We start from the raw sequence: 22,091 nt of genomic DNA on the forward strand, positions 1-22,091 counted from the left end.
AGTTCCAACTTATTTTGTGTCAGCGTTCCTGAGCAATGGTCTTCTGCCATTCAACGATGAGGCAATCAGCCAATTGCGAACCCAGTTGTCGTGATAGCGGAAGCCGTTGAGTTGCTCAAAGGGGCATAAGCACCCGCCCATTGCTTTGCGAGTCTTGCGACAAAAGGGATGGAAGTTCCAGAGTAAGGCCATCGAGCGCACCGACTGTTCCGCCGAGTCCCAGAATCCATGAAAATCTTGCATGGCATACAAGATGCGGTCAAGATAGTTCATCGGACGGTCAACCTGATTGCTGGTGCGATAGGCGTCAGGGAAGTCAAAGGCGCGTTGGAAGACGTGAGATTTGTCGTTGAGGCGTCGCAAGCGAGCGTCAATGGCCTGGGGCAACGCGTGGGTGTTCACCCACTCCAGCAACCGACGCAACCGTTGAGCAAAGTGACGTTTGCTCTGGCCCCGATACAGATGCCAAAGCTTGTCGGCTAGTTGCTGACCCAGGACTGGTTTAGAGCGGCACCCATCGCGAATTTTAATCACCTCATGCAGGAAGCACAGAATCCAGACCAGGCCAGGGAATAGCTCCTCCCAAGCGGCTCGGGTGGCCTCCCAACCATCAGTCGTCACCGTCTCGGGCGCATAGTCGGGAACATGATGGGCAGCTTCCTGCTGGAATACCCCATAGGCTGCGGTTAATCCATCCTGACCCGCATTGGCACTGAGACTGGCTCCCAGGACGCACCCTTGCGCCGCTGTCACTGCCAGATAGACTCGCTGCCCGTGCCAATCACAATGCTTCTCATCGGCAACTAGATGGGGGGGAGCGCCGTTTCCCTTTTGAGGGTACTGCCCACAATCGAGGCTCGACCGAACGACTGACAGAGCCGATACCAGTGCATCTCAGAACGGCCCAGCACATAGGCAATCCCCTCATACGACAGGCCATGCTTTCTTAAATAGAGCGCTTTGTCGGCCATCTCCGCCGTCTCGCTCATGTACGGCATCACCAAATCGGGACGCAGTTGATAAGCCTCTCCGGTACTCGGCAGCAAAATCCGCCGGGTCTTGAGCTGTTGACGAGAGGACTCGACCCATCCGTGAAAGCGATAGCCTGCCTCAATCCCGTCGGGAAACAGTTCCGGGTGGGATGCGATCTGCTCGTTGAGATACTGGCGAAAGGCTTCCCGGTCTTCTACTAAGACCTCGTAGTCAAGGTCGTCTGCAATGGGCAGACAAATCGTTTTATCGCCTGCTGTGCCACGCTTGCGTCGTTGCTGAGCCATCGGCTTTGGCCTGCTGAACTCTCTGCCTCAATTCTACTCAACACAAACTTGGGTGGAACTAGACTTATTTATGTGTCTTATTCAGTCTTTGGTTGCCCCAAAGCTAGCTGCACCGTCATGGTTTTAACTCGTTCTGTTAGCCAGCGCTGAAATAGCCGATTTTCTAGATCTTTTTTCACGGCTCCCTCCAGAATGGCTGACTTAATGTGTTCAACTCGGAAGATGCACCAGCGATTATTTGCGATCGCAACTGGGCCAATCCATTGACCAATAGTTGCTGTATTGACCTGCTGTTCTAAACCATCGGGTAGCTGTTGTCTTCGAGTTGGGCCACGCAGTACCGATAAGTTAGAATCGTTGGCTTGAGAGGCTTGCACTAACTGATCGAAATTGGCAGTACCTGTCGTCAACTGTTGATGGCAGGTCTCTGCTTCAGCTTGATTAGCGGTAATCAAACAAGATAAATCAATGACATCTAAGTTTTGTTGCTGTTCAGTAAAATAAGTCTCTAAATCAGGTTCAGCAATTTTTGTTTTTAATTGATCAAGCTTAAGATTCAGTAATACTGACCGTTGAAACGATTCATAATTCATGCCCTGCTGCGCCAGCCATTTTTGAAAGGCTGCCATATCAGTGAGCTGTCGCTGGAGGCGGAAATCAATAATCGCTTGTTCAAACTGAGAAGCACTGACCTCTAAATCCTGGCGGGCTTGAATTTCCTGATAAATAACGTGCTGCCCAACAATTTCTTGCAGAAACGGCAGCAGCTTGCCCGACACCTGGAGGTACTGGAGTACCTGTCCAAGCGATAGGGTTTGGTCATCGATGTTGAGAAACGGTAGATTCTGAAGGTCAGACATGGTGGAGGAAGTCGGCATTTTGGATGTCCCAATACTGTTAGGCCGCAACAATCCGTAAATTTACGCAAATTGATAGCTACCTCCTCATACACCTGTCTTTCATCAAGTCAGGATGGATTTAAAGAATTTGCACGAAATTTAAAAGTGGAATTTTCGCCTCATCTCTTGCTTGTCTGGTCGGATAAGCTGCGAAAATTAGAAACCGCAAGGCTTTTGGCGGCATGTTTTTTATCAAGATACGTGCGATCGCAGTTTCAAAAACAAGTAAATCTCGCGGGGCGCTCAAATTCCTATCCCCGCCGCAAGCGGACGGGGCATTACGGAATTTGCCCTTCGGGACGCACTCCCGCGCTACCACTAACGTGGCAAGCCACGGGGAATTAGACCCACAGAGATTAAACTCAATGGATTGTAAAGTTAAGGTGTTACCGTGTTTGTTATGTTTCGCAATATACTCGATGTTATCTTGTGTGAAGATACGGTTACTTTTGATAAAGCCAACCGCTGAATAATCGCGTCACCCTCGGCATGACAACGTAGGTAATCAGAACGACCATGATGCCAGAGCTAATCAGCGATGCTAACCAGAATGGCAGCGCTTGTTGAAGAAATGGTGCGATTGTCCAGCCTAAGAGATTGAGCAAAGCATAGACCACAAGCCAGGTCAGCAGCGCCGTTTTATAGCGAGGTGGCGTTTTCAGCACCTGACCGGGAATGGAGAACCAGGCTTCAATGCCGCTGATCTGCTGGATCTGAGGATCTGACTCGACTAGGGGCTTGGCCTTGGCTACCCAATATTTGCGATCGCGGGAGGTCATCCAGTCTTTGAGATGGTCGTAACAGTCAAAGCGGAAGACAACGACGTATTCTGGCCGAATGCCCGGTTGCGGTCGAATCACGTTGGCTCCCATGTGTCCTGGATAAGCACTAGAGACTTTAGTGATGCCGCTGATCCAAGCTTCGTACTCTGCTTCCCGTCCAGGTTTTACCCGTTGAGCTATCACCACAGTCACGGGATCAGTCAGTTGATTAATCATTGCTGCTGTACCAGTTCTCCGAATTAGCATTACAGATGAGGCGAGTGCTGAACCGTATTGCCTCGCTTCTGACTCTTCACGCCTCATGCCAAAAAATATCCACGTTTACCCACTTCAATCCGCACAATATTGGCTGGCACGACGCCTCCAGGTGGTGGCAAAAACATGCCTCCGTTGGTGACAACATAAACGCTAGTTGCATCTTCAGCGCTGCGTCCAAAGGCAACAGCAGTGCTGCCAATTACGCCCTGCTCGGCTTGGGCAATGGTTGCGGTTGCTCCAGTTGGGCTGATGCGAAGAACACTGTTGTAAATATGAGTTGCGGCATAGAGATTGCCCTCCGTATCAAAGGCGAAGTCGTCAATATTCGTAGGCGTAACGAAAACAACAGGTTCTTCTGGCTGATTGTCGGCTGTAATCGGAATCTTCAGCAGCAGCATTTTCTCGGTATTTGACACATAGAGCGTATCGCCGAATCGCTTGATGCCATTGGCCGCAGGAAACGGATTGTCTGGGCTGCTGCGAGCTAGGAGGGGATGCTCCAGCCAAATCGAAACCTGACGAGTGGCCCAGTCGAACTGCCAAATACATCCTTTATAGGAATCTGCGGTGACGTATTGTTCAGCAGTTAAAGGCGTAATACCGTTGAGAAACATGGCTTCCGGCAGTGCAGCTAGCTGCTCAACTAACCCATCTAGACCGATGTACAAAATTACCGACTGCCCTGCGGCATCCCAGCCTGTCACAATCAGACCACCATCGGGAGCAAGGGCAATTCCGGTTACCTTGCCATCAGTGCTAGCTAAGATACTCTGTACGCCTGCTGGTGAAACTTGTAGGATTTGCCCCGCTTCATGGCTGGTAATAAATAAAGTGCCGTCAGCAGCTACAGCGAGGTTTTCTAAGAAGGTATTGGCTGGAAACGAGGCAACAATTTGATGCGTTGCTAGCTCAACGGGCGTCATAGCGTAGATGGGAGGCAAGCCTGCGGTTTGAGTCATGGGTTTACAGCTACTGATAGCTGTTAGCAATCTGTTATTCGCTAAGAATCATGCCTGGTTCAGGAGATTGTCTGCATTCCTGATAACAATCATTTGGAAATTTTTTGGAAGTTAAGTAGATGGTCAAAAGTAAAGGACGCTGTAGAGTGTGTTGAGCGCAGCGAAACGCACCATTAACAGAAAGTGCGATCGCACTTTCTATTGCATATGTTCAGCTCACCGGACGCCGCAACTACACGAAGATGTCGCCAATTGTTCGCGCATTTTATCCGGAAAGTCCCGATTTACTGTCGATCCAGAAGCGGTAAAAGTCCCGAAATATGCTGCGGTCATTATGTTCTACGGCATGTTTTTAGGTACGTTTACAGGTCGGGCATTGAAGCACTTTATTGGCAATCCGGATCAGGGACAAATTGTTGATTACTTTAATGCGCGAAAGGTAATCAATGGTTTGGATAAGGCGCGTCAAATTGAGGGCTGTGCCAAAGAGTTTGAGCAAGCTTTGTTTAAAGCTAGAGCATCGGTAATCGATTTTGCTCAAGGAGCATAAACATCACAATCCTTTAAAGGCTGAAGAGGCACTCTTGCCGTATGGCAGAGCGCCCCTTCAGCTTTTGAATTGAAGTTATCGCTCTTCAATGACTCTAGGCAGAGGAAATATTTTGTAGGATTGTAGTTGGAACTCCCCGAAATTGATTCATGAGCCGGATGAGCATCTGAAAACCTCGCGCCAGTTCGGGAATCGGAAACACGTCCAGCCAAGGTTGTAAACGATTTGAACTCACCCAAGGCAAGAGAATTAACCGTAGGTTATTGAGCCAGTTCTTCCATCCGTTGCCCATATTCCAATCTGAATGCTGCGTGAACGAAGACACCACAATCGAGTCATCCTGTTCCGGTGGAATCGCCCCCTGAGGACGCATCGGGGGGGTGTTTAAGGTGACCATCAAATAGGCACTCATCACGACTTCCCACCACTTTTCAATTACAGCATAGTCGGTGACGCGAAAGTCCGCCCAGCCCAGTTCATTTTTGCTTTGCTTGAGACCATATTCCACCCAATTTCTTAGACCATAGAGGTCTCCAACCTGGTGGTAAGAAATGTCCTTAACCCACGTCATCACCATCCAGGTTGACGCGCTAGGTAACGTTTGTGGATCCGTTGTCAATTCCCAGTAGCGCTGGGAACGACGTTGGCCATAAATAATCTCTCGAATGAAGCGAGTTTCACAACGACCATCACTCAATGTTCGCTGATACTGACGCCAGCGATTGCTTCTGACCCGTTGCTCTTTGGGCAAGAGCACCGCATGGTTTGAGCGAATAGCCAACACATACGGGAGCTCTAATTGATGTAATGTCCGCACAAAGCTGCTGCCGCTTTCTCCATAGGCACTATCGGCCAAAACAAGTTCAAACTGAAATCCCAATTCACAGAGTTCTTGAACCATTGCTGCCGCAATTTCGGGTTTGGTGTGATGAGAGTCTCCTGCTTTTAATCGCTCTTTCGGCTTGTAAATTCTAAAACTTAACGGGAAGGTCAAATTGTCAATTACCCCATAAGCATCCACCGAAACAATGCCGTTTTCGATCTTACCTAAGTTGCCGATGTACTGTCGTTTCACATAGTCGGTGGTCTGTCCCTTTTTGCGGTCGCCCGTTTCATCAATGACTAGGATCAATTTTTGTCCCCCTAAGAGACCTAAAATCAGCTCAATGCGTCGTTGCCTGAGGTCTTTAGCCTGCCAAGGTGAGCTGACTAAAAACTGTTGTAATGACTGAGCATTGGGTAGTCCTGTAACCTTAGCAATGGTTGGTAGCGACTTACGCTTGACTTCCGATATCATCCCGACATGCAGATGCTTAAAGGCTTCAAAGCTTCTGACTTCTGCAAACAAGTCTTGGTAATAGTCACAATATTCATCGATGAACCGGACGGTTGGCTTGGCTTGTCGGGGAGCTACCATTGATTCTCTCTACCATTCAGCCCTTTTACTCTAATTTATCTCTGCCTAGAGTCATTGAAGAGCGTTATAGCGGTGTGCAGATTGATTAAGCACAGTAGCACCCGTAGGTGAACCAGTGACGCACATCTTCTAAGGTGATCAGAGAAAGCCCCTGAGCGATCGCCTCATGCAAGGCTTGCGGAGTTCGTGCCTCAACGGCTCTCAAATACCCTTTCAACTTTGACCACAGGTTTTCAATCGGATTGAAATCTGGGGAATAAGGAGCCAGATAAATCACTCGTGCCCCCACGGCCTCAATGGCTTGCCTGACGCCGTCCACTTTATGGGCAGGCAAATTATCCATCACCACGACCGCTCCCGGCCATAGGAGTGGACAGAGAAGCGTTTCGATGAACCACAAAAACACATCGCCTGTCGTGCCACCCGTAAAGCTGAGGCCCTCAAGGAACCCAGCCTTGAGGCTCATGGCACCGAGGATCGTGAGGTTTTTGCCACGGCCTTTCGGTTGCTGGGCATAGGCCCGTTGACCTCGTTGAGCGCGCGCATACAGCAACACCATGGCCAAGTTAACTCCCGTTTCGTCAAGAAACACCAAATCTTCGACGGCTACATTCCGAATGCTTTGCCAGTAGTCATAGCGTTGCTGCTGTTTTGCTTCGCTATAGACCTCACTGGCCTTGAGACTTTTTTTTTCGCGTGATGCCCAGTTTGCTGAGGGTGCGACTGATGGTGCTACCGCTCACCTGGATGCCGGTTCGGGCGGCTAAGCGCTCAGCCAGTTGGGCCAACGTGGCATCATTATCCGCTTCTACTAGCTCCCGTAACACCTCATGGTGACTGGCTTGAAGCGTGGGTTGAGGACCGCCGACATAGGGTTTGGGGGCGATGCTTCCGGTAGCTCGATACTGTTTCACAAGCAGACGGACGCTATCTTGACTCACTTGAAAGCGCTTGGCTAATTGTCGAATGGATCCTTCACCTTGCTCGTAAAGGGTGACGATACGGTGACGTAAATCAGCGGAGTGGGGACGCATAGGCATGACCAAAGCAGTACAAACGAGCGTACTGCATAATTTTGCAAACCGCTATATATGTTTCTTCAAAATTGGGCTACAGAACAAGGGGCTTAAGCCCCTTGTCTACCGAGATTATGTGTAGTTTTAATTTGGCGAATCAGTATTACCCAATCCGCTTCACATTATCAGGGAAGAAAGCAACACCAATGTTTTTCACTTTGGCCCAGCCTGTTGTGGGTCGCAGATAGAGATCCGGCGGAATAAACATGCCTTCACCATCGGGGCCAGTGGGCGTAAACTGCCGTCCTTGCTCCACCAGTTCAGCCATGACTGCATCGCGTTCCGCTTGGGACGGATACACCTTGCTCAGAGCAGGAATGACCGCACCTTCAACATACTGATCAAATGCGGCTGCTACCTGGGGGCTGACTCCGGCCAGTTCCTTAAACTTCTTAGCCGCTTCCTTGAAGGCATGGATCTGCACCTGGGCAACCTTGGCATTGTATTCCTTGCCCGCTGCTAGTTCATCTCCGGTCAAGCCAGCTAGATCCCGGCGTGGATAGGTATCGCGGATAGAAGCGTAGGCGATGTCGGTAAAGTCATAGTACATGAACGCTAAGCCTGTACCGGATTGGTCGGCATTGGGACAGCGTTCGGTAATTGGCTTGAGGTCAACGCTCTCATCGACCATCGTCAAGGGGATGTACTTTGCGTTGGGATTGCCGTTGTTCTGTAGAACTGCGCCGGATTCAATCTTCTCGCGCACGACTTCGTACAGATTCGGATAGCGGTCTGCGCCAAGGCGCTGCTGAAGCTGATTAATGTAGGCTTTGTTGAGGATGGTGTTGGTGCCGATGTTGATGCCAGCACTGACCAGTTCAGCACAATAAGCTGTGTTCTCGCTGCGCTTCAGCCATTCAATTGCCGCTTCATCACCGTAAACTGCCAGAATCAGCTTTTCACCCGCCTGCTTGATTTTGTCTACGTTGTGGATACCGAGCGGGTCTTGACCGTTGAAATTTTCTTCCGCAAATGGGATATAGCTATTTGCGATCGCAGTCATGGTCAGGATGTTCTTGCAGTAGGCTTGCTTTTCCGCGTCACTCAGTTCGGCGGGAAACTCGATTTTTTCAAAGAAGAAGCTGCCGTAGCCAGAGTTATTAAAGCCACCACTGAAATAGCCCTGCGGATTGTTAATCGTCATCACGCCCGCTTTGCCGTCTTTCTCAACACCGACCGCTAGACCTGCGTGACCGATGTTGCGCTTGTGGGGAATTTCGTTCTCATGCAGATCGGGATAGTAGCCGCAAACTGCGATCGCAATGTCACCGGGACGGATGAGGCGAGCTAGGTCAGTTTGCACAAACGGATCGCCGCTAATTTTGACCTGGAACAGCTTGATCTCAGCATCGGGACTGGATAGAACCGGATAACCGACAACTTCGCTGCTGTCCGGCAGTTTCGTCACAATAGCAAGGGCATCCTGAACCGTTGGATATTCTGGCGTTGCGTCCCATTCATAGCGTGATGCAACTTCAGTCATCCTGGTATGCGAACCAGAACTGGGACGAGCTGGAGACTCGGCGGGAGCTGATGGAGTGGTATTCGTGCCCTGAGCCGGGGAAACGGGGGTTTGAGCGTTGTCAGTAGTATTGTTTGGTGCGTTGTCTGAGGCCGATGCGGATTTTTGGGGGCTTACCATAAGATCTGAATCCCGATGAGAAGGACAAGTAATATTAAGTCCGTGTACAAGAACCCAATTTATTTTTTGATTTAGTTTTTTGTGAAAGACGGGCTGAGCTAGCCTTTTACAAAAAATAAACCATTGGGTTTTAACCGGACTTTGTACAATTTGAGCCGATTGCTTTCCGTATGTGTTTACGCTATCGCAACCACTCTAGTTCTTTCTTCGAGGTGAACGGGGGAATTTCCGGCAACCGGGATTGAAAATCACCCACCAAGGGCAAGATTGTGTCTTAATTCATCGCTAGCGATCGCACATCTGTTGACGATGTCAGTGGCGATGTCAGTGACGATGCTAGGATTTGCGATCGCAGTAAAATTAGTGGTTTCGGGCGATCAGCAAATGCGCTATTGAATGAGATATTGAACAAGTTATTGCTTGACTCGCTTCACAAAACTACATTGTCACACTGCATCAAAGTGCATCGTGATTTTGCACTGAGAGGTAAGAACGCTAGTCCGCAAAATGCAACTGTGATTCCCCTTAGCTAAAACTCGGCAGTCAGCTTATCAATTATCAGCTTCTAATTATTTGTCATTCACCACTCTCAATTTGCGAGGTAAATCATGAAATCTCAATTTCTGGTTGCAGCTCTGTTAGGTTTTTCGTTTGCTGTTAGTGGCTGTACGTCACTGTCCCAGCCAGGGGGATCTGCAGGTGATGTCCAGGCTGAAACGCAAACGGTAGAACCCGTTGCAATGGTTAGCCAAGACGGTTCAGTTCAAATCACGGTTTCGGATAGCTGGGAAACTGCTCAGCTCAACGACGGTGATGTTTCGCAGAACATGGTGCTGAAACTTCAGAATCGGCGGGGAGATCTGCAAATCGCGATTCAGGCATTTCCAAAAGTGAATGGCCTGGAACTGGTTGATCCTTCAGTGCTCAATGGAGGAGTCGTCAGTGCAGCGAAAGCCATGACTGGCAGCGAAGGCACCGTGAACCCTACCAGCTTGACGGCTATCAGCGGCCTGACTGCTGTTCAGTATGAAGGCCGAGGCAAATTTTCTGGCTATCCCGTGGCTGTATTGGCAACTGGAGTAGACAGTCCTGATGCCTACTACAACATTTTGGTGGCAGGTCAGCAGTCTGAATTTGACGAGGCGCGAGCTGAAATTGATCAGATTGTGCAAAGCTCTCAGCCCGCTGCGCCAGAGCAGTCGTAGACAACGTTTGTTTGATGGCACAGCTTTAGCCCTTACTCCGAACTCCTCTTCCTCAGGCAAGGGGGCTCCCAGCTTTTACTTCCGTTGTCAATTCATAGAGGCATTTTGCTGCCGCAATGCGGGGCCAAAGTGCCTCTCTTTGCTATAGACGGTATAAATTAGGTGTTACTGATTTCGGGGATGAACAAGTGAAATGTTGAGCTCTTGCCGCCATTGTTCCAAGGGTTTTTCTCAGTCTTCTTCCTATTTTTGAGCAAAGAGTGGTTTAGCGGCTTTACCCATTTGTAATCCTTGTGCGCTCTCAAATCCACTCAAACTACAGCCCATCATGGTAAAACCAAAACTAAGAACAGTTGCCAGCAGAGCTTTCTGTCTATTCTGTACAGTGGAGAGTTTAGGAACTAAGTGCAATGGCACATGAGGTTATTCCCAGTCAAACTTTTCGACTCCCACGATTCTGGCGTGATCCATAAAATAAGAGTGGAAACAACGTGAGATGCCATTATTACTAAGTTTAGTAAATCACAAAGATCTTTGAAAGCCTTGCCTAGCAGTCATCTCACAAAATGGAGGAAACTCTTGAAAGCCCTATTGAATAAGCTCTCTGGGAGCTGAGCTACTTATTCAGCCTTGGCCATCTTCAAGGCAATTGGAGAATGAAGTTGGCTGATACCAATCCGCCATGAAGATGAGCATAACTTAAAGCCTGGAAAGCTTGTGATTCAATGCTTTCAGCTCATGAAAATGCTTGGCTTCATATTGTTTTGGTATGAAATGCCTATTCTTCCGTTAGTTTGTGATCTACTGAAGTTAGAAGATCAGATGATGCATAGCCAGCGTTTACGTTTTCAACTCGCAGCAGCACAGACTAGATTAACTTGCGCTATCCAGACACAGTGCTTTGGTGTTGAGTTGACTTCGCTCAAGAGACACAAATGGGAAAATTTAGGACAAAATTGTACCGTCTTCGTCTAAAGATGTGATGATTGGCTAGCTAGGTGAGAAGGTTCAGGCACCATTGGAGAAGGGGAAAGCGGATGCGGCAGTGATTGAGTTATTTGCTAATCACTTTGGGATTGACAAAAACTAAAGTGAAATCGCCAGCAGTCATTCATTGCCCACCAAAGTGCTGCTGAAGGTTTATCGGATGAACAGGTTGTAAATGCACTTAATTTCTAAGAGTATTTAGTCTAAAACCTTGTTTGTGATGAACTGCGAATAATCTGAGGGCACTCTAAGTGTGTAAACTCTAAGTGCTAATAAAAGAGGCAAGATATGACATCTCCTAGGCTGGTAGCGAAGATTGAGTCCGAAGAACCTACACTTCGCTTAGCCGTTTTAATCGACGCTGATAATGCTCAAGCTGCTGTAATTGAAGGACTTCTTGCTGAAATTGCACGTTTTGGGGAAGCAACTGTTAAACGCATATATGGGGATTTCACCACTCAAGCAAGTTCATCTTGGAAAAAAGTGTTACAGAAACATGCAATTAAGCCTGTCCAACAGTTTGCGTATACTACTGGAAAGAATGCAACAGATAGCACACTAATTATTGATGCTATGGATTTGTTATATACACGAAAATTTGATGGATTTTGTTTAGTTACAAGCGATAGTGACTTCACTGGTCTCGCGATGCGTATTAGAGAAGAAGGTCTCACTATACTAGGATTTGGAGAACAAAAAACGCCGGAATCTTTCAGGAATGCTTGCCATAAATTTATTTTTACAGAATTGCTACGCCCTTCAGCTTGCGAAAATTTACATATTTCAGAAAAAACAAATGAGCTACAGAATTCTTTAATCCACTCTTCTCAGAACAACTCTTCTAGTTCACAAATAGCTTTCCCAAAACAGTTTGTTTTGGATGCTTTGGAGCAGTCAGGTGATGATGATGGATGGGCAAATCTTGGAACTTTTGGTAGCTATTTAAATAAGCTTCAACCTGATTTTGATTCTCGTACTTATGGATTCAAAAAGCTTTCTCTTTTAGTAAAGGAGATGAAAGATATTTTTGAGGTCAAAGAAGTGAATAAAGTACTGTATGTTCGAGCTAAAAAATAAAACAAATAATTTGTACATTGTTTTCTTAGACACATTTAAAAAGAGATGAGAGTAGGCAGAATCACTCCACGATGGAAATCTGCCTACTTTGAAGTTTAGCGCAACTTGTGACTGTTACAAGCGAGATAAAAGCTCCTGTTTCTTCGTCAAAAACTCTTCTTCAGTTAAAATGCCTTGATCTCCGCAACTGACCGAGTTTGGCCAGCGCTTGATAAATATCGGCAGCCTGATCGCCCTGTTCGTTCTCTAGATCAGACACATAGCTCTTGCCGCGCTCAAATGCCGATTCATACGCCGACTGCACCTGTTCTTCCACAAAGTTGCTGAGCGAACCACCGCTGGAAAAGTGGCTGATGGCGACCTGGCCAACCGCATAGGTAGAGGCTCCAGATGTAATGGCCATCGAGGCTCCACCGATCAAGGTGCCAACGCCCGGAATCGCCTTGATGAAGCTTGCACCAATGCGAGCCAGCGTCGTACCCGTGAGGGCAGAGACAAAGGCTTTACCCATACTGCGGTTGTAGTTGACGCCGTAAAGCTGGGCAAGCTGCTGAAGCATTTCCAGTTGAATGGCGGTGACAGCGGCAAAATCAACCAGCGGAATCGGGATCAGTCCACCACCCATTGCCCACAGCACATGGGAACGAATAATCGCGTCGGCTTGAGATCGTTGGCTCATCGGTATCACCGGATAAAGAATAGTGAGAGAATTGCGGCCTGTGTTTAAACTACCCACAAACTAAATCCATCTTGCACAAGTCCTTAAATACCAGTTTTATACATCAGCGCTACAAATGAGTTTAGGGCTGAGGGCTGAGAACTGAGGACTGAGTGCTAAAAATTAATCTATAGCCACAGTTTAGAAAAACGGTATCGGCTCAGACTTTTCATGTGCAAGAAGGATAGGTGTCCTTATCCTTCTACAAGCTGATGAAATACAGATTCGCAAAGGTTTAGAGAAATTCCAAAAACTGCGATCGCTTATAGTGCCCAATTGCTCAAGTGACCGTTGTTTACAGTGTCCAATCATTGGGAAAATCACCGGATGCTTGATTCGGCAGATCAAAGCACTGTTGTGGTGTGCTGGCTAAGTTGTTGACAGCTTGATAAGCCCAATCGGTGGGATACACATCGGAAAAGGCTGAGGCAAATTGGCCTGGAGGACAGGTGACTCGGCTGGGATTAACGGTCGGTTCAGATCGTTGGGATGTAGTGTCAGGAGTGGTGGTTTCAGTTGATTCGGCTGAATGAAATACCCCGCCGCAAGCGGACGGGGTATCAGAATCAAAAAAGAGCAAGTTGATTATCCCGATGCAATTTGAGGTAATCTTTGCCTTGGGCTTGAACATATTTGGCGATCATTCCTTCATCCCCGTGGCGGCCTACTGTACTCGCAAAATATCCATCACTCCAAAACTCGCCTCCCCAAAGTTTCTGCTTCACTTGAGGGCATCGTTTGAAGACTTCTCGTGCAGTTAAACTTTTCAGCATCGTTACCAGTTTGGTCACACTATAGGTCGGCACGGACTGCACTAGAAAATGGACATGGTCTTTGTCCACTCCAATTTCGACAAACTTCACCTCGTAGCGTTTCTCGATTTCGAGGCAGACCTCTCGCAGAACCGCATCTACTTGCTCATCAAACACAACCCGTCGATACTTTGCTGGAAACACTAAGTGGTATAGCAAAACTGTTACGTTATGACTCTTGTGGATGTACTCACTCATTCTTAGATCTTACGCCGCAGAGCGGCGGGGAATGGACCGAAGAGATTCAACGGTTATCGTTTCGACAGGTTGATTGGATGATGCAGATGGTGCAGGCAGTTCAGATGGTGCAGGTGCGATCGCACTTGCCAACACGGACGCAATGAGAAGATCCATAGTCACCGCTTTTATAACGTTTAGGTATTACAGACATGCTACTCAATCATTTTGTTCCGCTGTCAGTGCAGCCCTCAACATGAGATGCGTTATGTATTTCAGCGATCAGCGTTTCGGCTACTTCGCAAGTTACAGGGGCGTTGAATAAATAGCCTTGGCCCATGTCGCAGCCAAATGATTTGAGCTGCTGGAGCTGTTCTGGTGTTTCGATCCCTTCTGCAATCGCTTTTAGACCAAGCTGGCGCGACAGTCGAACAATCGTTTTGGCAATGCTGAGATTGCGCTGACTCTTGAATAGATTGCTGACAAACGAGCGGTCAATCTTGAGATTATCAACCGACAGAGAATGCAGATAGCTCAAAGACGAAAACCCAGTACCAAAATCATCAATACTAATTTGAATCGCAAGGCTGTTCAGCGTTTGCAGTCGCTGGTTAATCGCTTTAATGTCTTCCATAAACATGCTTTCGGTGATTTCCAAGGCTAGACAGCGTCCCGCTAGCCCCGTTTCCTGCAAAATCTGCTCTACTTGAGCCACCAGTTCGGGTTCCTTGAGCTGCTTCATCGACAGATTGACGCTGATCTTGAGGTCTGCCGCTGCCGGAAACTGGGCCTGCCACTGCGCCATTTGACGACAGGCTTCCCGTAAAACCCAGGCTCCGAGTTGCACAATTAGACCCGTATCTTCGGCAATCGGGATAAAGTCGACTGGGGAAATAAACCCTTTTTTGGGATGCTGCCAGCGAACGAGTGCCTCAAAGCCAGCTAGCTTGCCAGTCGAAAGGGTCATAATGGGCTGATAGCGGAGTGTAAATTCCTCTCGCTCTAACGCCTGCCGTAGCTCATGCTCCAATTCCAGCCGCTGGAGTGCTTGCCCATACATTTCCTGATTGAAAATGGCGTAGCGCGATCCGCCTGGATGCTTGGCTGAATACATAGCGATATCGGCATTCCGGAGCAGGTCAAGTCCGTCTGTATGTTCAGCCGTGCCCAAGACAATGCCCACGCTCGCGCCAATCACCACATTTTGCTGAGCCAGCGGTATCGCCGTTTTGAATTCAGTCACAATTTGCTCAGCCGCTTGCACTGCCGTCTTCAAGCCCTCAATGTCTTCCAGCAGCAGGACAAATTCATCGCTACCAATCCGTGCCGACAAATCAATGTCGCGCGTCATCTGCTCTAGCTTCTGGGCCACAATCCGCAATAGCTGATCACCCATCGAATGGCCCAAGCTGTCGTTGATAATCTTGAACCGATCTAAATCAACGAACAGCACCGCAAAGTAAAAATCGGCATGGCGCTTTGCCCGCTCAATGGCCAGATCCAGCCGCTCTAGCAGCAAAGCTCGGATTCGGCAGTCCGGTCAGGCTGTCGTGGGTGGCACCGTGCTCAAGCTGCTGCTGGGCCAAAACTTTGTCGGTGATGTTGCGGGAACTGGTTTGGATGTAGGCCGGAGCATTGGCAGAAGCTGGAATGACCTTAATCAAGGTTTTTAGCCAGATATAGCTGCCGTCCTTTTGGCGGCATCGATAAACCAGAGGATCGGAACGATCGCCGCTGGCCGAGTGCTTGAGCTGTAGCCGCACCAATGCGCGATCATCAGGATGGCAGTAGCGATAGGGATGACTGCTAATCAGCTCACCCGGCTCAAATCCAAGGAGGGACTGACAGGACGGGCTGAGATAGAGAAATCGACCGGATACATCGTGCAGACAGACTAAGTCTTTGACGTTTTCGGCCAGTAAGCGAAAGCGAGTTTCGCTTTCTTGAAGAGCAATTTGGGAATATCGCCGCTCCAATTCAGCCGTTGCTCGGTTGGCAAAAATCTGCAAAATCGTCATGTAGTCAGCGCGATCGCACAATGGCTTTTTACTAATTGCGCTGAGTGTTCCTAACACGTCTCCGGCAGCGTTGATCAGGGCTACCCCCGCGTAGCTTTCGGCTTCTAGCTGCGGCAGGTAAAGATTATCCGCAAACACCTGGGATACCTGATGATTACAGCAGTATCTGCCCTCTCGCAGCACAACCGCACAGGGCGTGTTATCGGGACGATAGGCAATATTGGGTCGGAGCCGCCCTTGCGCCCAAAACGCGATGGTCTGTAATCGTTCTCCAGCTTGCTCAGAGTCTGATGGTTGAGATCTAGATGGCTCAGCTCCAATCCGCTCGGCCACAAAGACGTAATCGGCATCCAAGGCAACCGCTAAATACTGCACCAGCTTTTCAAAAAATGCTCGGCCCGTGACGGCTGCTGTGCCCTCCATCAGGCTTTGCAGCATCTCATGCGAGCGTTTCAGATCGGTAATGTCTCGCTTGATCACGACATAGCGATACACCCTTCCCGTCTCATCTCGAATTGGGAAAGCAGCGATCCCAAATCCAGCGGACGCTACCATTGACATCGACAGTTCGATACTCCTCATTGATAAACGAAATACCTTGAACCTCAAGGTCAATCTTTTGCGCCACCCAGTCTCGATCATTGGGATGCACATACTGTAGCCACGTGTCTGGAGTTGTGTAGTCTGTATCTGGATCGCTATACAGCCGCTTATACCCTGCATTGCAAAAAATCATTTTGCCAGTGTTGATCTCGCGCAGCAGCAGGGGATCTTCGATGCCGTCCACAATTTGCTGGAGCTGTTTGCGATCGCGCTGTAGAGACTGTTCCGTCTGCCGCAGGGTTTCGAGCTGGGCTTCCAGATTGGCATTGGCGATTTGGAGTTCTTGTTCTTGATTGAGGAGATTCGTCAGCAGTTGATTTAACGCGCGGGATAAGCGAGTAATTTCGCTCCGTCCGCTCGTTTTGGGCAGTTTGGCTTGACGGTTGCCTGCTCGGATTTGATCGGCTGCGATCGCAATCTTCAGCAGTGGTTTGGTGATCAGACTAGCCGCCAACCAGCCAATGACCGCAAAGCCACTACCCAGCACCACGCCACCAATCAGAATTTGCCAATACAGCGTCCGAGCCGGACTAAATGCGATGGCTGCAGGCTCATACACTAAAATCGTCCAGCCCAAGCCAGAATAGGTCAGGTATCCCTGGCTCTCAACAAAACCAACCAGATAGGTGTTGCCATCTGGCCAGCGTTCAACCGTGTAGCCCGAATCTGCAACACCCGCTAGACGCAGGCTTTCCAGTTCCAGCGTTTGTCCTTGCCACCGCTCCGACCCAAGTAACACCGTGCCAAACTGATCGACAACCAAAATGTCCTTGTCTTCAGCATCTGGCATATTGAGCAGCGTCGTCTTCACGTCTTCAGCCCAAGCCCAGCTCAGGTGAGCCCCCAGTACGCCCTGAAAGTTGCCGTCAGCATCGCGCACCGGGCTGGCCACATCAACAAATCGCAGCGGAGTCTCGGTGGGATTGGGCAGCAGTTCCGCCAGCAGTACGGCTTCATGCACATCCCCCACAAACGGCTGTTCCTGAGCTTGCACAAACCAATCTCTCTGGGCAACGCTAACGCCTTCTAGAATTCCTTGCGTGCTGGCTTGTACAGTACCCTGCTGATCTGCAAAGCCAATCCAGGCATAGATTGAATAAGTACGCTGCAACGTATCAAGAATAGCCTGTATCTCGGCATCGGGAGTTTGCGGATTACGAAACGGTTCTAATCCTGGAATACTTGAATTTCGCGATATCGCTCAAATAGATTCTGATCTAAACTACCTGCCATCTGCTGAGCAATTTGGGTCAAATCCTGACCAATATCCTGCTTGATTTGCTCTTCAGCTAAGTTGCCGGAGATCCGACCTAAGATGGCGGACAGCAGGATAGTAATACTGCCAAACGCGATTCCAAGACGAACACCCAGACTGGCACCCGTCCAAGCTGTAACAAGTCGATTCATAAGGACGTAGAAATGAGCGGCGAGAAGCTATGGACGATAGAAGGAATTTGCACTAACGGAACACACATAGCGCATCTCAATTGGTCTGATTAAACCGCACTCAAAACTCTAGCCCTACTCGTAGCTGCGTCGCGCAAATTAATCTCTCAAGAGACAATTTCGCCGACAAAAGCGCTCTTTTGCTGTTTGGGCAACGTACGAGACTAGCTACCAAGATAATTGGTTTTGAAAGATATGTAAACTTACGCGAATTCTCAGGATTCACCTTTGGGGAACATCGATATGTTTAAGCTAATTTTGAACGTATCATTTAGCAGAGATTGACAATCAAAAACGAATTTAATAGATCTCTAAAACGCGAGTAGAATTAATGTCTCCTATAGCTTCACCAAGATATAAAACAACGTTTTTTTTACTCATCTTGTAATATGAGTTTCATCATCGAGATCCAAAGTCATATTTCCGTGAAAAGCTTATGTCAATCGCCTTCTAGCGATCTTGACTCTAAAACCTGGCAGTCAGATTAAATTACAATTTTCAAGATCAAGTTTATACTTAATCACCTTATTTCTTTGTATATTTTTTTTACCAAAAGTTTCTTGAAGAGAAAAATACCTTTTAAGGTAGTAGATTAATAAATATTAATTGTTATTCAAAAGATCTTTTAAGAGAGGAAACTAATAATACCCATATCTTGTAGGATGCATTACGGCTAATGCATCCTACGGTGGCTGAAAATTATTCAATCCTGCATTTCGATCAGCTCTTGAAACGACATCAGCGCTTGCTTAAGCTGATCGCCTGCAACCCAGGCAAAATCGTCGTGCCCAGCCTCTGCAATCCAGAGAAAAGCTTTGGGCTGTGGAGCCGATTCATAGAGCGTTTGACCATGCTTAAAGGGGATGGTTTGATCGACCTCTCCGTGCATAATCAGAACGGGCTGATCAACGTCATCCAACTTGCGCAGATTGGCAAACTTATCGAATGGCAGTAGAGGAAAAGGTACAACAACGCGAAACGCCGAAGTAAAGGTACTTTCTAGGATTAATCCGGCTGTGGGATATCGAGTCGCGAGTTCCGTTGCTGACCCACCACCCACAGAGCGACCGTAGACGATAATTTGCTCCGATGGAATGTTGAGTTGTTGCGTCAGGTAGGTGTAAGCAGCATCCGCATCCTGATAGGCGCGACGCTCATCGGGTTTGCCATCACTGGTGCCATATCCCCGATAGTCGTAGGCAAAGACGCTGAAGCCCCAGCTATGCAGTTGATCGAGAATGGGACGAATGTGGCCCAAGTCTTCCGCGTTGCCGTGAATATAGAGCAGCGTATAGGTGGCTTGTGCGTTTGGTAAATAAACTGCCGAAATCTCTTCTGTCTCATTGACAGGGACTTTCAGAATCTCTTCCGTATCCGAGTAGCTGGCGGGCTGGGGCAGAAAAATCATGCTGTCGGCCCGAAAATAGACGTAAAGCGCAAAAAACGTGTAGATGAACAACAGCGATCGCACCCATCGCTTCCAGGTGAATTCGCCAATCAGCACTTTTCGGAGCGTTGCCCGATTGATATTCATATGGGTTTACCAATGTTTGGCTTTATATCGTGAATTGCAGAGCCAACAATCCCAGAATTCCCGCCAGGACAATGTAATACAACGTAGGCAACAACAGCCGCCGAATCAGTAAGCCTTCGCGACCGATCAGGCCAACCGTTGCCTCTGCCGCCACGATATTGGAGACACAGATGATGTTGCCTGCCGATGCTCCAACGCACTGTAGTCCCAGCACAACGGCAGTGGACACGCCAATCTGGAGCGCTACTCCAAACTGAAACAGGGAAAACATCAGGTTGCTGACAGTGACGCTGCCCGCAACGAAGGAACCTACTAAGCCAACACAGGGAGCAAACAGCGGCCAGAGCTGACCCGCTAATGCAGCCATGCCGTCTGCGAGAGTCAAGGGCATACCGACTAAGCCCGACTCATTCACGCCTGTATTGATGATAGACTCGCGCCATCAGCACTGCGGCTCCCAAAGCCAAGGTCGTCTTTTGCAGCATCGGTACCGCTAGCCCCACGGCTCGCTGCATTGAGGCTAGCTTCATCCGGTGGATGAAAAAGGTAATTGCCACTACGATCAGAAACACAGTTGGCGGCAGATAGAGCGGCCTAGTGGAAACTGTCACGTCCGTGCCTAGAACGTTGCTCCAGCTCAGTGTGGCAGCTTGGAGCCAGTCTCGAATGGGCAAAAATTCAAACCTGAGTCAACATCAAAATTGCGCCAAGCAAGATGTAGGGCAACCAGGCCAGTAGAGCAGGCATCGTTTGAGGTCGGCGTTCGGATGTGGGAGCTAGCTGAAACCGGACATCACAGCTCGATTGAGATGTTTCTGCTGATTGTTGATTTAACAGTTTATGAGGTTGTTCATTGGGTAATTCTGCTTGATCTCGACCAGCTATGCTGACCATTGATCGGGCGGTGGAAAATCCCAGGTTTGCTTGGGCACAAGAAACCCCCGCTTGGCGCTGGGAATGACGATGCCGAGAGTCCAACCAGACCACCAATCAGAGTCGGGCGTTCCGGCCCCAGGAAGACCGCCGTCAGCGTGTAGGGAATCGTAAACGCCAGCCCCGCAAACAGGGCAAATTTCCAGGCGGCTAAACCGTCTTTCCGGCCAAGACTGCCGTACCCCAAATCCTGCCGGAATCACCACTCGCACCAGCACCAGGGGCAAAAAGGTGCCGATGATGCCGTGAAACAGGCCAGCCCATTGGCTAATCGCCTCTAGATACTGCGGCTGAGTGAGTCCCAAATCGCCAAGCTGCTGCTCAACGGTGGGTAGACCTCTGTAATCCGGTATCAATACCAATAATGATCGGTGTGCCGACTGCGCCAAAGGTGGAGGGCGTACTTTGGATAATCAAAGCAGCCATCACAGCAGCCATTGCCGGAAAGCCAATCGCCACTAGCAGCGGCACGGTGATCACCGCAGGCGTCCCGAAAGCGGGATGCGCCTTCGATAAAGCTGCCAAACAGCCAGGCAATGATTAATACCTGCACCCGCCGATCGGCGGGAGACACCTAGCAGACTCTGGCGAATAGATGCGATCGCACCGGATTCTTGCAGCGTATTCAGCAGCAGGATAGCGCCAAACACAATGTAGAGAATTTCAGCGGCGGCCACTAATCCCTGAGTACTGGCGGCGGCCACTTCGACAAGCGGAACTTGCCAGATCAGTAGCGCAATAACAACGGTTACCAAATAAGCAATGGGCATGGCTTGCCCCGCTGGTCGCCGCGCCACAACTAACAGCAAAAAGACCGTCGCAATGGGCAGCAGGGCAATCAGCGAGTAGAGGAAAAGAAGTCCCATGAGACAACGTAAACGACGACATTTGACGACACAAGCAGTCTAGCCAATGCCATCGTTTTAGCGCCGTATCGTCTACGTTGCAAATCCACGTAAATCCGCGATCTCTGCCTGATCGGTGCGCAATTTGCGGTCACCATTCGCGCTAAATGCGATTAGTTCCATACCAGACATGCAAAAATCGCATAATATCGGCTATTTTGTATCTATGTTAACCAAAAATCAAGATCTCGTTTTTCCTGAACGTTAGGACTATGGGCAAGCCATTCACCCACTGTCAGCATGTCCTGTTATTCAGCTTGGCTGCCGTGTCTGTATTTACATTTGAATGCATCTATGTTCAATACACTAGAGGTTGGATGAAAGGTTAGAATAGTGTGCTTGTTCGATCAGTCGCTTTAACGTGCGACGCGATCGCATCTGAGTGCAACTCCGGCTTCAAAAGCAACTCTCTTGATCATTCTGCAATTCGTAGGCCATTCGTATCCTGTATGAGTTCATCCACCCCCCTCGGCAAAGTTTACTTAGTTGGTGCTGGCCCTGGCGATCCAGGGTTATTCACCTTGAAGGGCAAAACGCTACTGGAGCATGCCGATGTCGTTGTCTACGATGCGCTGGTCAGCCCCGAAATTTTGGCGATGATTAACCCGAATGCCGAACAGATTCACGCAGGCAAGCGACGGGGTCTGGCATTCTTTACCGCAAGCAACCACGACGCAAATCTTAATTGAAAAAGCTCAGTCCAATGCTATTGTCGTGCGGTTGAAGGGGGGCGATCCCTTTGTGTTTGGCCGGGGCGGCGAAGAAATGGAAGATTTGGTGCAGGCTGGAGCGCCCGTCGAAGCGGTACCAGGAATC

The 22,091-nt window shown here is 48.9% G+C and carries 29 protein-coding genes and 1 pseudogene; 6 read left to right on the forward strand and 24 right to left on the reverse strand.

Annotated elements, in window-relative coordinates; translation table 11 throughout:
- Positions 1 to 9: 9 nt before the first annotated feature.
- The 5 genes from AC286M_RS35670 to AC286M_RS35690 form a co-directional block, all read right to left on the reverse strand.
- Positions 10 to 753, reverse strand: coding sequence for a hypothetical protein (locus tag AC286M_RS35670; RefSeq protein ID WP_488202632.1), 744 nt, complete (start codon positions 751 to 753; stop codon positions 10 to 12).
- 50 nt (positions 754 to 803) lie between these two features.
- Positions 804 to 1,277, reverse strand: a complete 474-nt coding sequence (locus tag AC286M_RS35675; protein WP_488202633.1) for a hypothetical protein — start codon at positions 1,275 to 1,277, stop codon at positions 804 to 806.
- Positions 1,278 to 1,354: 77 nt separating this feature from the next.
- Positions 1,355 to 2,155: a peptidylprolyl isomerase gene (locus AC286M_RS35680; RefSeq protein ID WP_488202754.1), complete on the reverse strand. Its 801-nt coding sequence runs from the start codon at positions 2,153 to 2,155 to the stop codon at positions 1,355 to 1,357.
- 464 nt (positions 2,156 to 2,619) lie between these two features.
- Positions 2,620 to 3,174 carry a putative antibiotic biosynthesis monooxygenase gene (locus AC286M_RS35685; protein ID WP_488202755.1) on the reverse strand — a complete coding sequence of 185 codons (555 nt, stop codon included), beginning with the start codon at positions 3,172 to 3,174 and terminating at the stop codon, positions 2,620 to 2,622.
- 83 nt (positions 3,175 to 3,257) lie between these two features.
- A complete protein-coding gene (locus AC286M_RS35690) occupies positions 3,258 to 4,175 on the reverse strand; it encodes an SMP-30/gluconolactonase/LRE family protein (RefSeq protein WP_488202756.1) in 918 nt (305 codons plus the stop codon).
- Positions 4,176 to 4,326: 151 nt separating this feature from the next.
- On the opposite strand from AC286M_RS35690, the gene AC286M_RS35695 reads away from it, so the two are divergent.
- Positions 4,327 to 4,725: a hypothetical protein gene (locus AC286M_RS35695; RefSeq protein ID WP_488202757.1), complete on the forward strand. Its 399-nt coding sequence runs from the start codon at positions 4,327 to 4,329 to the stop codon at positions 4,723 to 4,725.
- 94 nt (positions 4,726 to 4,819) lie between these two features.
- Here AC286M_RS35695 and AC286M_RS35700 read toward each other — a convergent pair whose 3' ends face one another.
- The 4 genes and pseudogenes from AC286M_RS35700 to AC286M_RS35715 form a co-directional block, all read right to left on the reverse strand.
- On the reverse strand, positions 4,820 to 6,142 hold the full coding sequence (locus AC286M_RS35700) for an IS701 family transposase (RefSeq protein ID WP_488202758.1): 1,323 nt from the start codon (positions 6,140 to 6,142) through the stop codon (positions 4,820 to 4,822).
- 85 nt (positions 6,143 to 6,227) lie between these two features.
- Positions 6,228 to 6,788, reverse strand: a pseudogene (locus AC286M_RS35705) (IS630 family transposase); the annotation flags it as partial.
- 22 nt (positions 6,789 to 6,810) lie between these two features.
- Positions 6,811 to 7,182: a helix-turn-helix domain-containing protein gene (locus AC286M_RS35710; protein ID WP_488202941.1), complete on the reverse strand. Its 372-nt coding sequence runs from the start codon at positions 7,180 to 7,182 to the stop codon at positions 6,811 to 6,813.
- 139 nt (positions 7,183 to 7,321) lie between these two features.
- Positions 7,322 to 8,860 carry a hypothetical protein gene (locus AC286M_RS35715; RefSeq protein ID WP_488202597.1) on the reverse strand — a complete coding sequence of 513 codons (1,539 nt, stop codon included), beginning with the start codon at positions 8,858 to 8,860 and terminating at the stop codon, positions 7,322 to 7,324.
- A gap of 267 nt (positions 8,861 to 9,127) precedes the next feature.
- Between AC286M_RS35715 and AC286M_RS35720 the strand changes: the two genes are divergently transcribed.
- The 3 genes from AC286M_RS35720 to AC286M_RS35730 all read left to right on the forward strand — a co-directional run bounded on the left by AC286M_RS35720 (position 9,128) and on the right by AC286M_RS35730 (position 12,129).
- The gene (locus tag AC286M_RS35720) at positions 9,128 to 9,256 is read left to right on the forward strand and encodes a hypothetical protein (protein ID WP_488202596.1); all 129 of its coding nucleotides are present in this window, start codon (positions 9,128 to 9,130) and stop codon (positions 9,254 to 9,256) included.
- Between the two features lie 212 nt (positions 9,257 to 9,468).
- A complete protein-coding gene (locus AC286M_RS35725; protein WP_488202595.1) occupies positions 9,469 to 10,065 on the forward strand; it encodes a hypothetical protein in 597 nt (198 codons plus the stop codon).
- A 1,275-nt stretch (positions 10,066 to 11,340) separates the two neighbouring features.
- The gene (locus tag AC286M_RS35730; protein ID WP_488202594.1) at positions 11,341 to 12,129 is read left to right on the forward strand and encodes an NYN domain-containing protein; all 789 of its coding nucleotides are present in this window, start codon (positions 11,341 to 11,343) and stop codon (positions 12,127 to 12,129) included.
- A 160-nt stretch (positions 12,130 to 12,289) separates the two neighbouring features.
- Here AC286M_RS35730 and AC286M_RS35735 read toward each other — a convergent pair whose 3' ends face one another.
- The 15 genes from AC286M_RS35735 to AC286M_RS35805 all read right to left on the reverse strand — a co-directional run bounded on the left by AC286M_RS35735 (position 12,290) and on the right by AC286M_RS35805 (position 21,236).
- Entirely contained in the window at positions 12,290 to 12,808 is a 519-nt protein-coding gene (locus AC286M_RS35735; RefSeq protein ID WP_488208980.1) for a YcjF family protein, read from the reverse strand.
- 334 nt (positions 12,809 to 13,142) lie between these two features.
- Complete coding sequence (locus AC286M_RS35740) at positions 13,143 to 13,427, reverse strand: hypothetical protein (RefSeq protein ID WP_488202592.1); 285 nt, start codon at positions 13,425 to 13,427, stop codon at positions 13,143 to 13,145.
- Complete coding sequence (gene tnpA / locus AC286M_RS35745) at positions 13,414 to 13,857, reverse strand: IS200/IS605 family transposase (protein ID WP_488202591.1); 444 nt, start codon at positions 13,855 to 13,857, stop codon at positions 13,414 to 13,416. Before tnpA ends, AC286M_RS35740 begins: the two co-directional genes overlap by 14 nt.
- Positions 13,858 to 13,866: 9 nt before the next feature.
- A complete protein-coding gene (locus AC286M_RS35750) occupies positions 13,867 to 14,013 on the reverse strand; it encodes a hypothetical protein (protein ID WP_488208981.1) in 147 nt (48 codons plus the stop codon).
- A 46-nt stretch (positions 14,014 to 14,059) separates the two neighbouring features.
- A complete protein-coding gene (locus AC286M_RS35755) occupies positions 14,060 to 15,355 on the reverse strand; it encodes a putative bifunctional diguanylate cyclase/phosphodiesterase (protein WP_488208982.1) in 1,296 nt (431 codons plus the stop codon).
- Positions 15,324 to 16,409 carry a PAS domain-containing protein gene (locus tag AC286M_RS35760; RefSeq protein WP_488208983.1) on the reverse strand — a complete coding sequence of 362 codons (1,086 nt, stop codon included), beginning with the start codon at positions 16,407 to 16,409 and terminating at the stop codon, positions 15,324 to 15,326. Before AC286M_RS35760 ends, AC286M_RS35755 begins: the two co-directional genes overlap by 32 nt.
- Entirely contained in the window at positions 16,360 to 17,568 is a 1,209-nt protein-coding gene (locus tag AC286M_RS35765; protein ID WP_488208984.1) for a PAS domain-containing protein, read from the reverse strand. The genes AC286M_RS35760 and AC286M_RS35765 overlap by 50 nt, the downstream gene beginning before the upstream one ends.
- A 56-nt stretch (positions 17,569 to 17,624) precedes the next feature.
- The gene (locus AC286M_RS35770; RefSeq protein ID WP_488208985.1) at positions 17,625 to 17,864 is read right to left on the reverse strand and encodes a hypothetical protein; all 240 of its coding nucleotides are present in this window, start codon (positions 17,862 to 17,864) and stop codon (positions 17,625 to 17,627) included.
- Between the two features lie 742 nt (positions 17,865 to 18,606).
- Positions 18,607 to 19,437, reverse strand: a complete 831-nt coding sequence (locus AC286M_RS35775; RefSeq protein WP_488202588.1) for an alpha/beta hydrolase — start codon at positions 19,435 to 19,437, stop codon at positions 18,607 to 18,609.
- A gap of 22 nt (positions 19,438 to 19,459) precedes the next feature.
- Positions 19,460 to 19,828 (reverse strand): L-lactate permease, encoded by a 369-nt coding sequence (locus AC286M_RS35780; RefSeq protein ID WP_488208986.1) that lies wholly within the window; start codon positions 19,826 to 19,828, stop codon positions 19,460 to 19,462.
- A 16-nt stretch (positions 19,829 to 19,844) separates the two neighbouring features.
- Positions 19,845 to 20,111, reverse strand: coding sequence for a hypothetical protein (locus AC286M_RS35785; RefSeq protein WP_488208987.1), 267 nt, complete (start codon positions 20,109 to 20,111; stop codon positions 19,845 to 19,847).
- A 4-nt stretch (positions 20,112 to 20,115) separates the two neighbouring features.
- Positions 20,116 to 20,331, reverse strand: a complete 216-nt coding sequence (locus AC286M_RS35790) for a hypothetical protein (protein ID WP_488208988.1) — start codon at positions 20,329 to 20,331, stop codon at positions 20,116 to 20,118.
- Positions 20,319 to 20,726 carry a hypothetical protein gene (locus tag AC286M_RS35795; protein WP_488208989.1) on the reverse strand — a complete coding sequence of 136 codons (408 nt, stop codon included), beginning with the start codon at positions 20,724 to 20,726 and terminating at the stop codon, positions 20,319 to 20,321. Before AC286M_RS35795 ends, AC286M_RS35790 begins: the two co-directional genes overlap by 13 nt.
- Positions 20,692 to 20,895, reverse strand: coding sequence for an L-lactate permease (locus AC286M_RS35800; RefSeq protein ID WP_488208990.1), 204 nt, complete (start codon positions 20,893 to 20,895; stop codon positions 20,692 to 20,694). Before AC286M_RS35800 ends, AC286M_RS35795 begins: the two co-directional genes overlap by 35 nt.
- Entirely contained in the window at positions 20,847 to 21,236 is a 390-nt protein-coding gene (locus tag AC286M_RS35805; protein WP_488208991.1) for an L-lactate permease, read from the reverse strand. The genes AC286M_RS35800 and AC286M_RS35805 overlap by 49 nt, the downstream gene beginning before the upstream one ends.
- A 488-nt stretch (positions 21,237 to 21,724) precedes the next feature.
- On the opposite strand from AC286M_RS35805, the gene AC286M_RS35810 reads away from it, so the two are divergent.
- Positions 21,725 to 21,964, forward strand: coding sequence for an SAM-dependent methyltransferase (locus AC286M_RS35810; RefSeq protein WP_488208992.1), 240 nt, complete (start codon positions 21,725 to 21,727; stop codon positions 21,962 to 21,964).
- Positions 21,885 to 22,091 (forward strand): SAM-dependent methyltransferase (locus tag AC286M_RS35815; protein WP_488208993.1); only part of this gene is annotated, 207 nt, incomplete at its 3' end. The genes AC286M_RS35810 and AC286M_RS35815, both read left to right, overlap by 80 nt.

The sequence above is a fragment of the Thainema salinarum CENA647 genome (assembly GCF_057732415.1).

What these genes read in the sequence shown, in the direction of transcription:
- AC286M_RS35675 (WP_488202633.1), bottom strand. Translation starts at nt 1,277, where the DNA reads ATGGCTCAGCAACGACGCAAGCGTGGCACAGCAGGCGATAAAACGATT.
- AC286M_RS35680 (WP_488202754.1), bottom strand. Translation starts at nt 2,155, where the DNA reads ATGCCGACTTCCTCCACCATGTCTGACCTTCAGAATCTACCGTTTCTC.
- AC286M_RS35685 (WP_488202755.1), bottom strand. Translation starts at nt 3,174, where the DNA reads ATGATTAATCAACTGACTGATCCCGTGACTGTGGTGATAGCTCAACGG.
- AC286M_RS35690 (WP_488202756.1), bottom strand. Translation starts at nt 4,175, where the DNA reads ATGACTCAAACCGCAGGCTTGCCTCCCATCTACGCTATGACGCCCGTT.
- AC286M_RS35700 (WP_488202758.1), bottom strand. Translation starts at nt 6,142, where the DNA reads ATGGTAGCTCCCCGACAAGCCAAGCCAACCGTCCGGTTCATCGATGAA.
- AC286M_RS35710 (WP_488202941.1), bottom strand. Translation starts at nt 7,182, where the DNA reads ATGCCTATGCGTCCCCACTCCGCTGATTTACGTCACCGTATCGTCACC.
- AC286M_RS35715 (WP_488202597.1), bottom strand. Translation starts at nt 8,860, where the DNA reads ATGGTAAGCCCCCAAAAATCCGCATCGGCCTCAGACAACGCACCAAAC.
- AC286M_RS35725 (WP_488202595.1), top strand. Translation starts at nt 9,469, where the DNA reads ATGAAATCTCAATTTCTGGTTGCAGCTCTGTTAGGTTTTTCGTTTGCT.
- AC286M_RS35730 (WP_488202594.1), top strand. Translation starts at nt 11,341, where the DNA reads ATGACATCTCCTAGGCTGGTAGCGAAGATTGAGTCCGAAGAACCTACA.
- AC286M_RS35735 (WP_488208980.1), bottom strand. Translation starts at nt 12,808, where the DNA reads ATGAGCCAACGATCTCAAGCCGACGCGATTATTCGTTCCCATGTGCTG.
- tnpA (WP_488202591.1), bottom strand. Translation starts at nt 13,857, where the DNA reads ATGAGTGAGTACATCCACAAGAGTCATAACGTAACAGTTTTGCTATAC.
- AC286M_RS35750 (WP_488208981.1), bottom strand. Translation starts at nt 14,013, where the DNA reads ATGGATCTTCTCATTGCGTCCGTGTTGGCAAGTGCGATCGCACCTGCA.
- AC286M_RS35760 (WP_488208983.1), bottom strand. Translation starts at nt 16,409, where the DNA reads ATGGTAGCGTCCGCTGGATTTGGGATCGCTGCTTTCCCAATTCGAGAT.
- AC286M_RS35770 (WP_488208985.1), bottom strand. Translation starts at nt 17,864, where the DNA reads ATGAATCGACTTGTTACAGCTTGGACGGGTGCCAGTCTGGGTGTTCGT.
- AC286M_RS35775 (WP_488202588.1), bottom strand. Translation starts at nt 19,437, where the DNA reads ATGAATATCAATCGGGCAACGCTCCGAAAAGTGCTGATTGGCGAATTC.
- AC286M_RS35780 (WP_488208986.1), bottom strand. Translation starts at nt 19,828, where the DNA reads ATGCCCTTGACTCTCGCAGACGGCATGGCTGCATTAGCGGGTCAGCTC.
- AC286M_RS35790 (WP_488208988.1), bottom strand. Translation starts at nt 20,331, where the DNA reads ATGGTCAGCATAGCTGGTCGAGATCAAGCAGAATTACCCAATGAACAA.
- AC286M_RS35805 (WP_488208991.1), bottom strand. Translation starts at nt 21,236, where the DNA reads ATGGGACTTCTTTTCCTCTACTCGCTGATTGCCCTGCTGCCCATTGCG.
- AC286M_RS35810 (WP_488208992.1), top strand. Translation starts at nt 21,725, where the DNA reads ATGAGTTCATCCACCCCCCTCGGCAAAGTTTACTTAGTTGGTGCTGGC.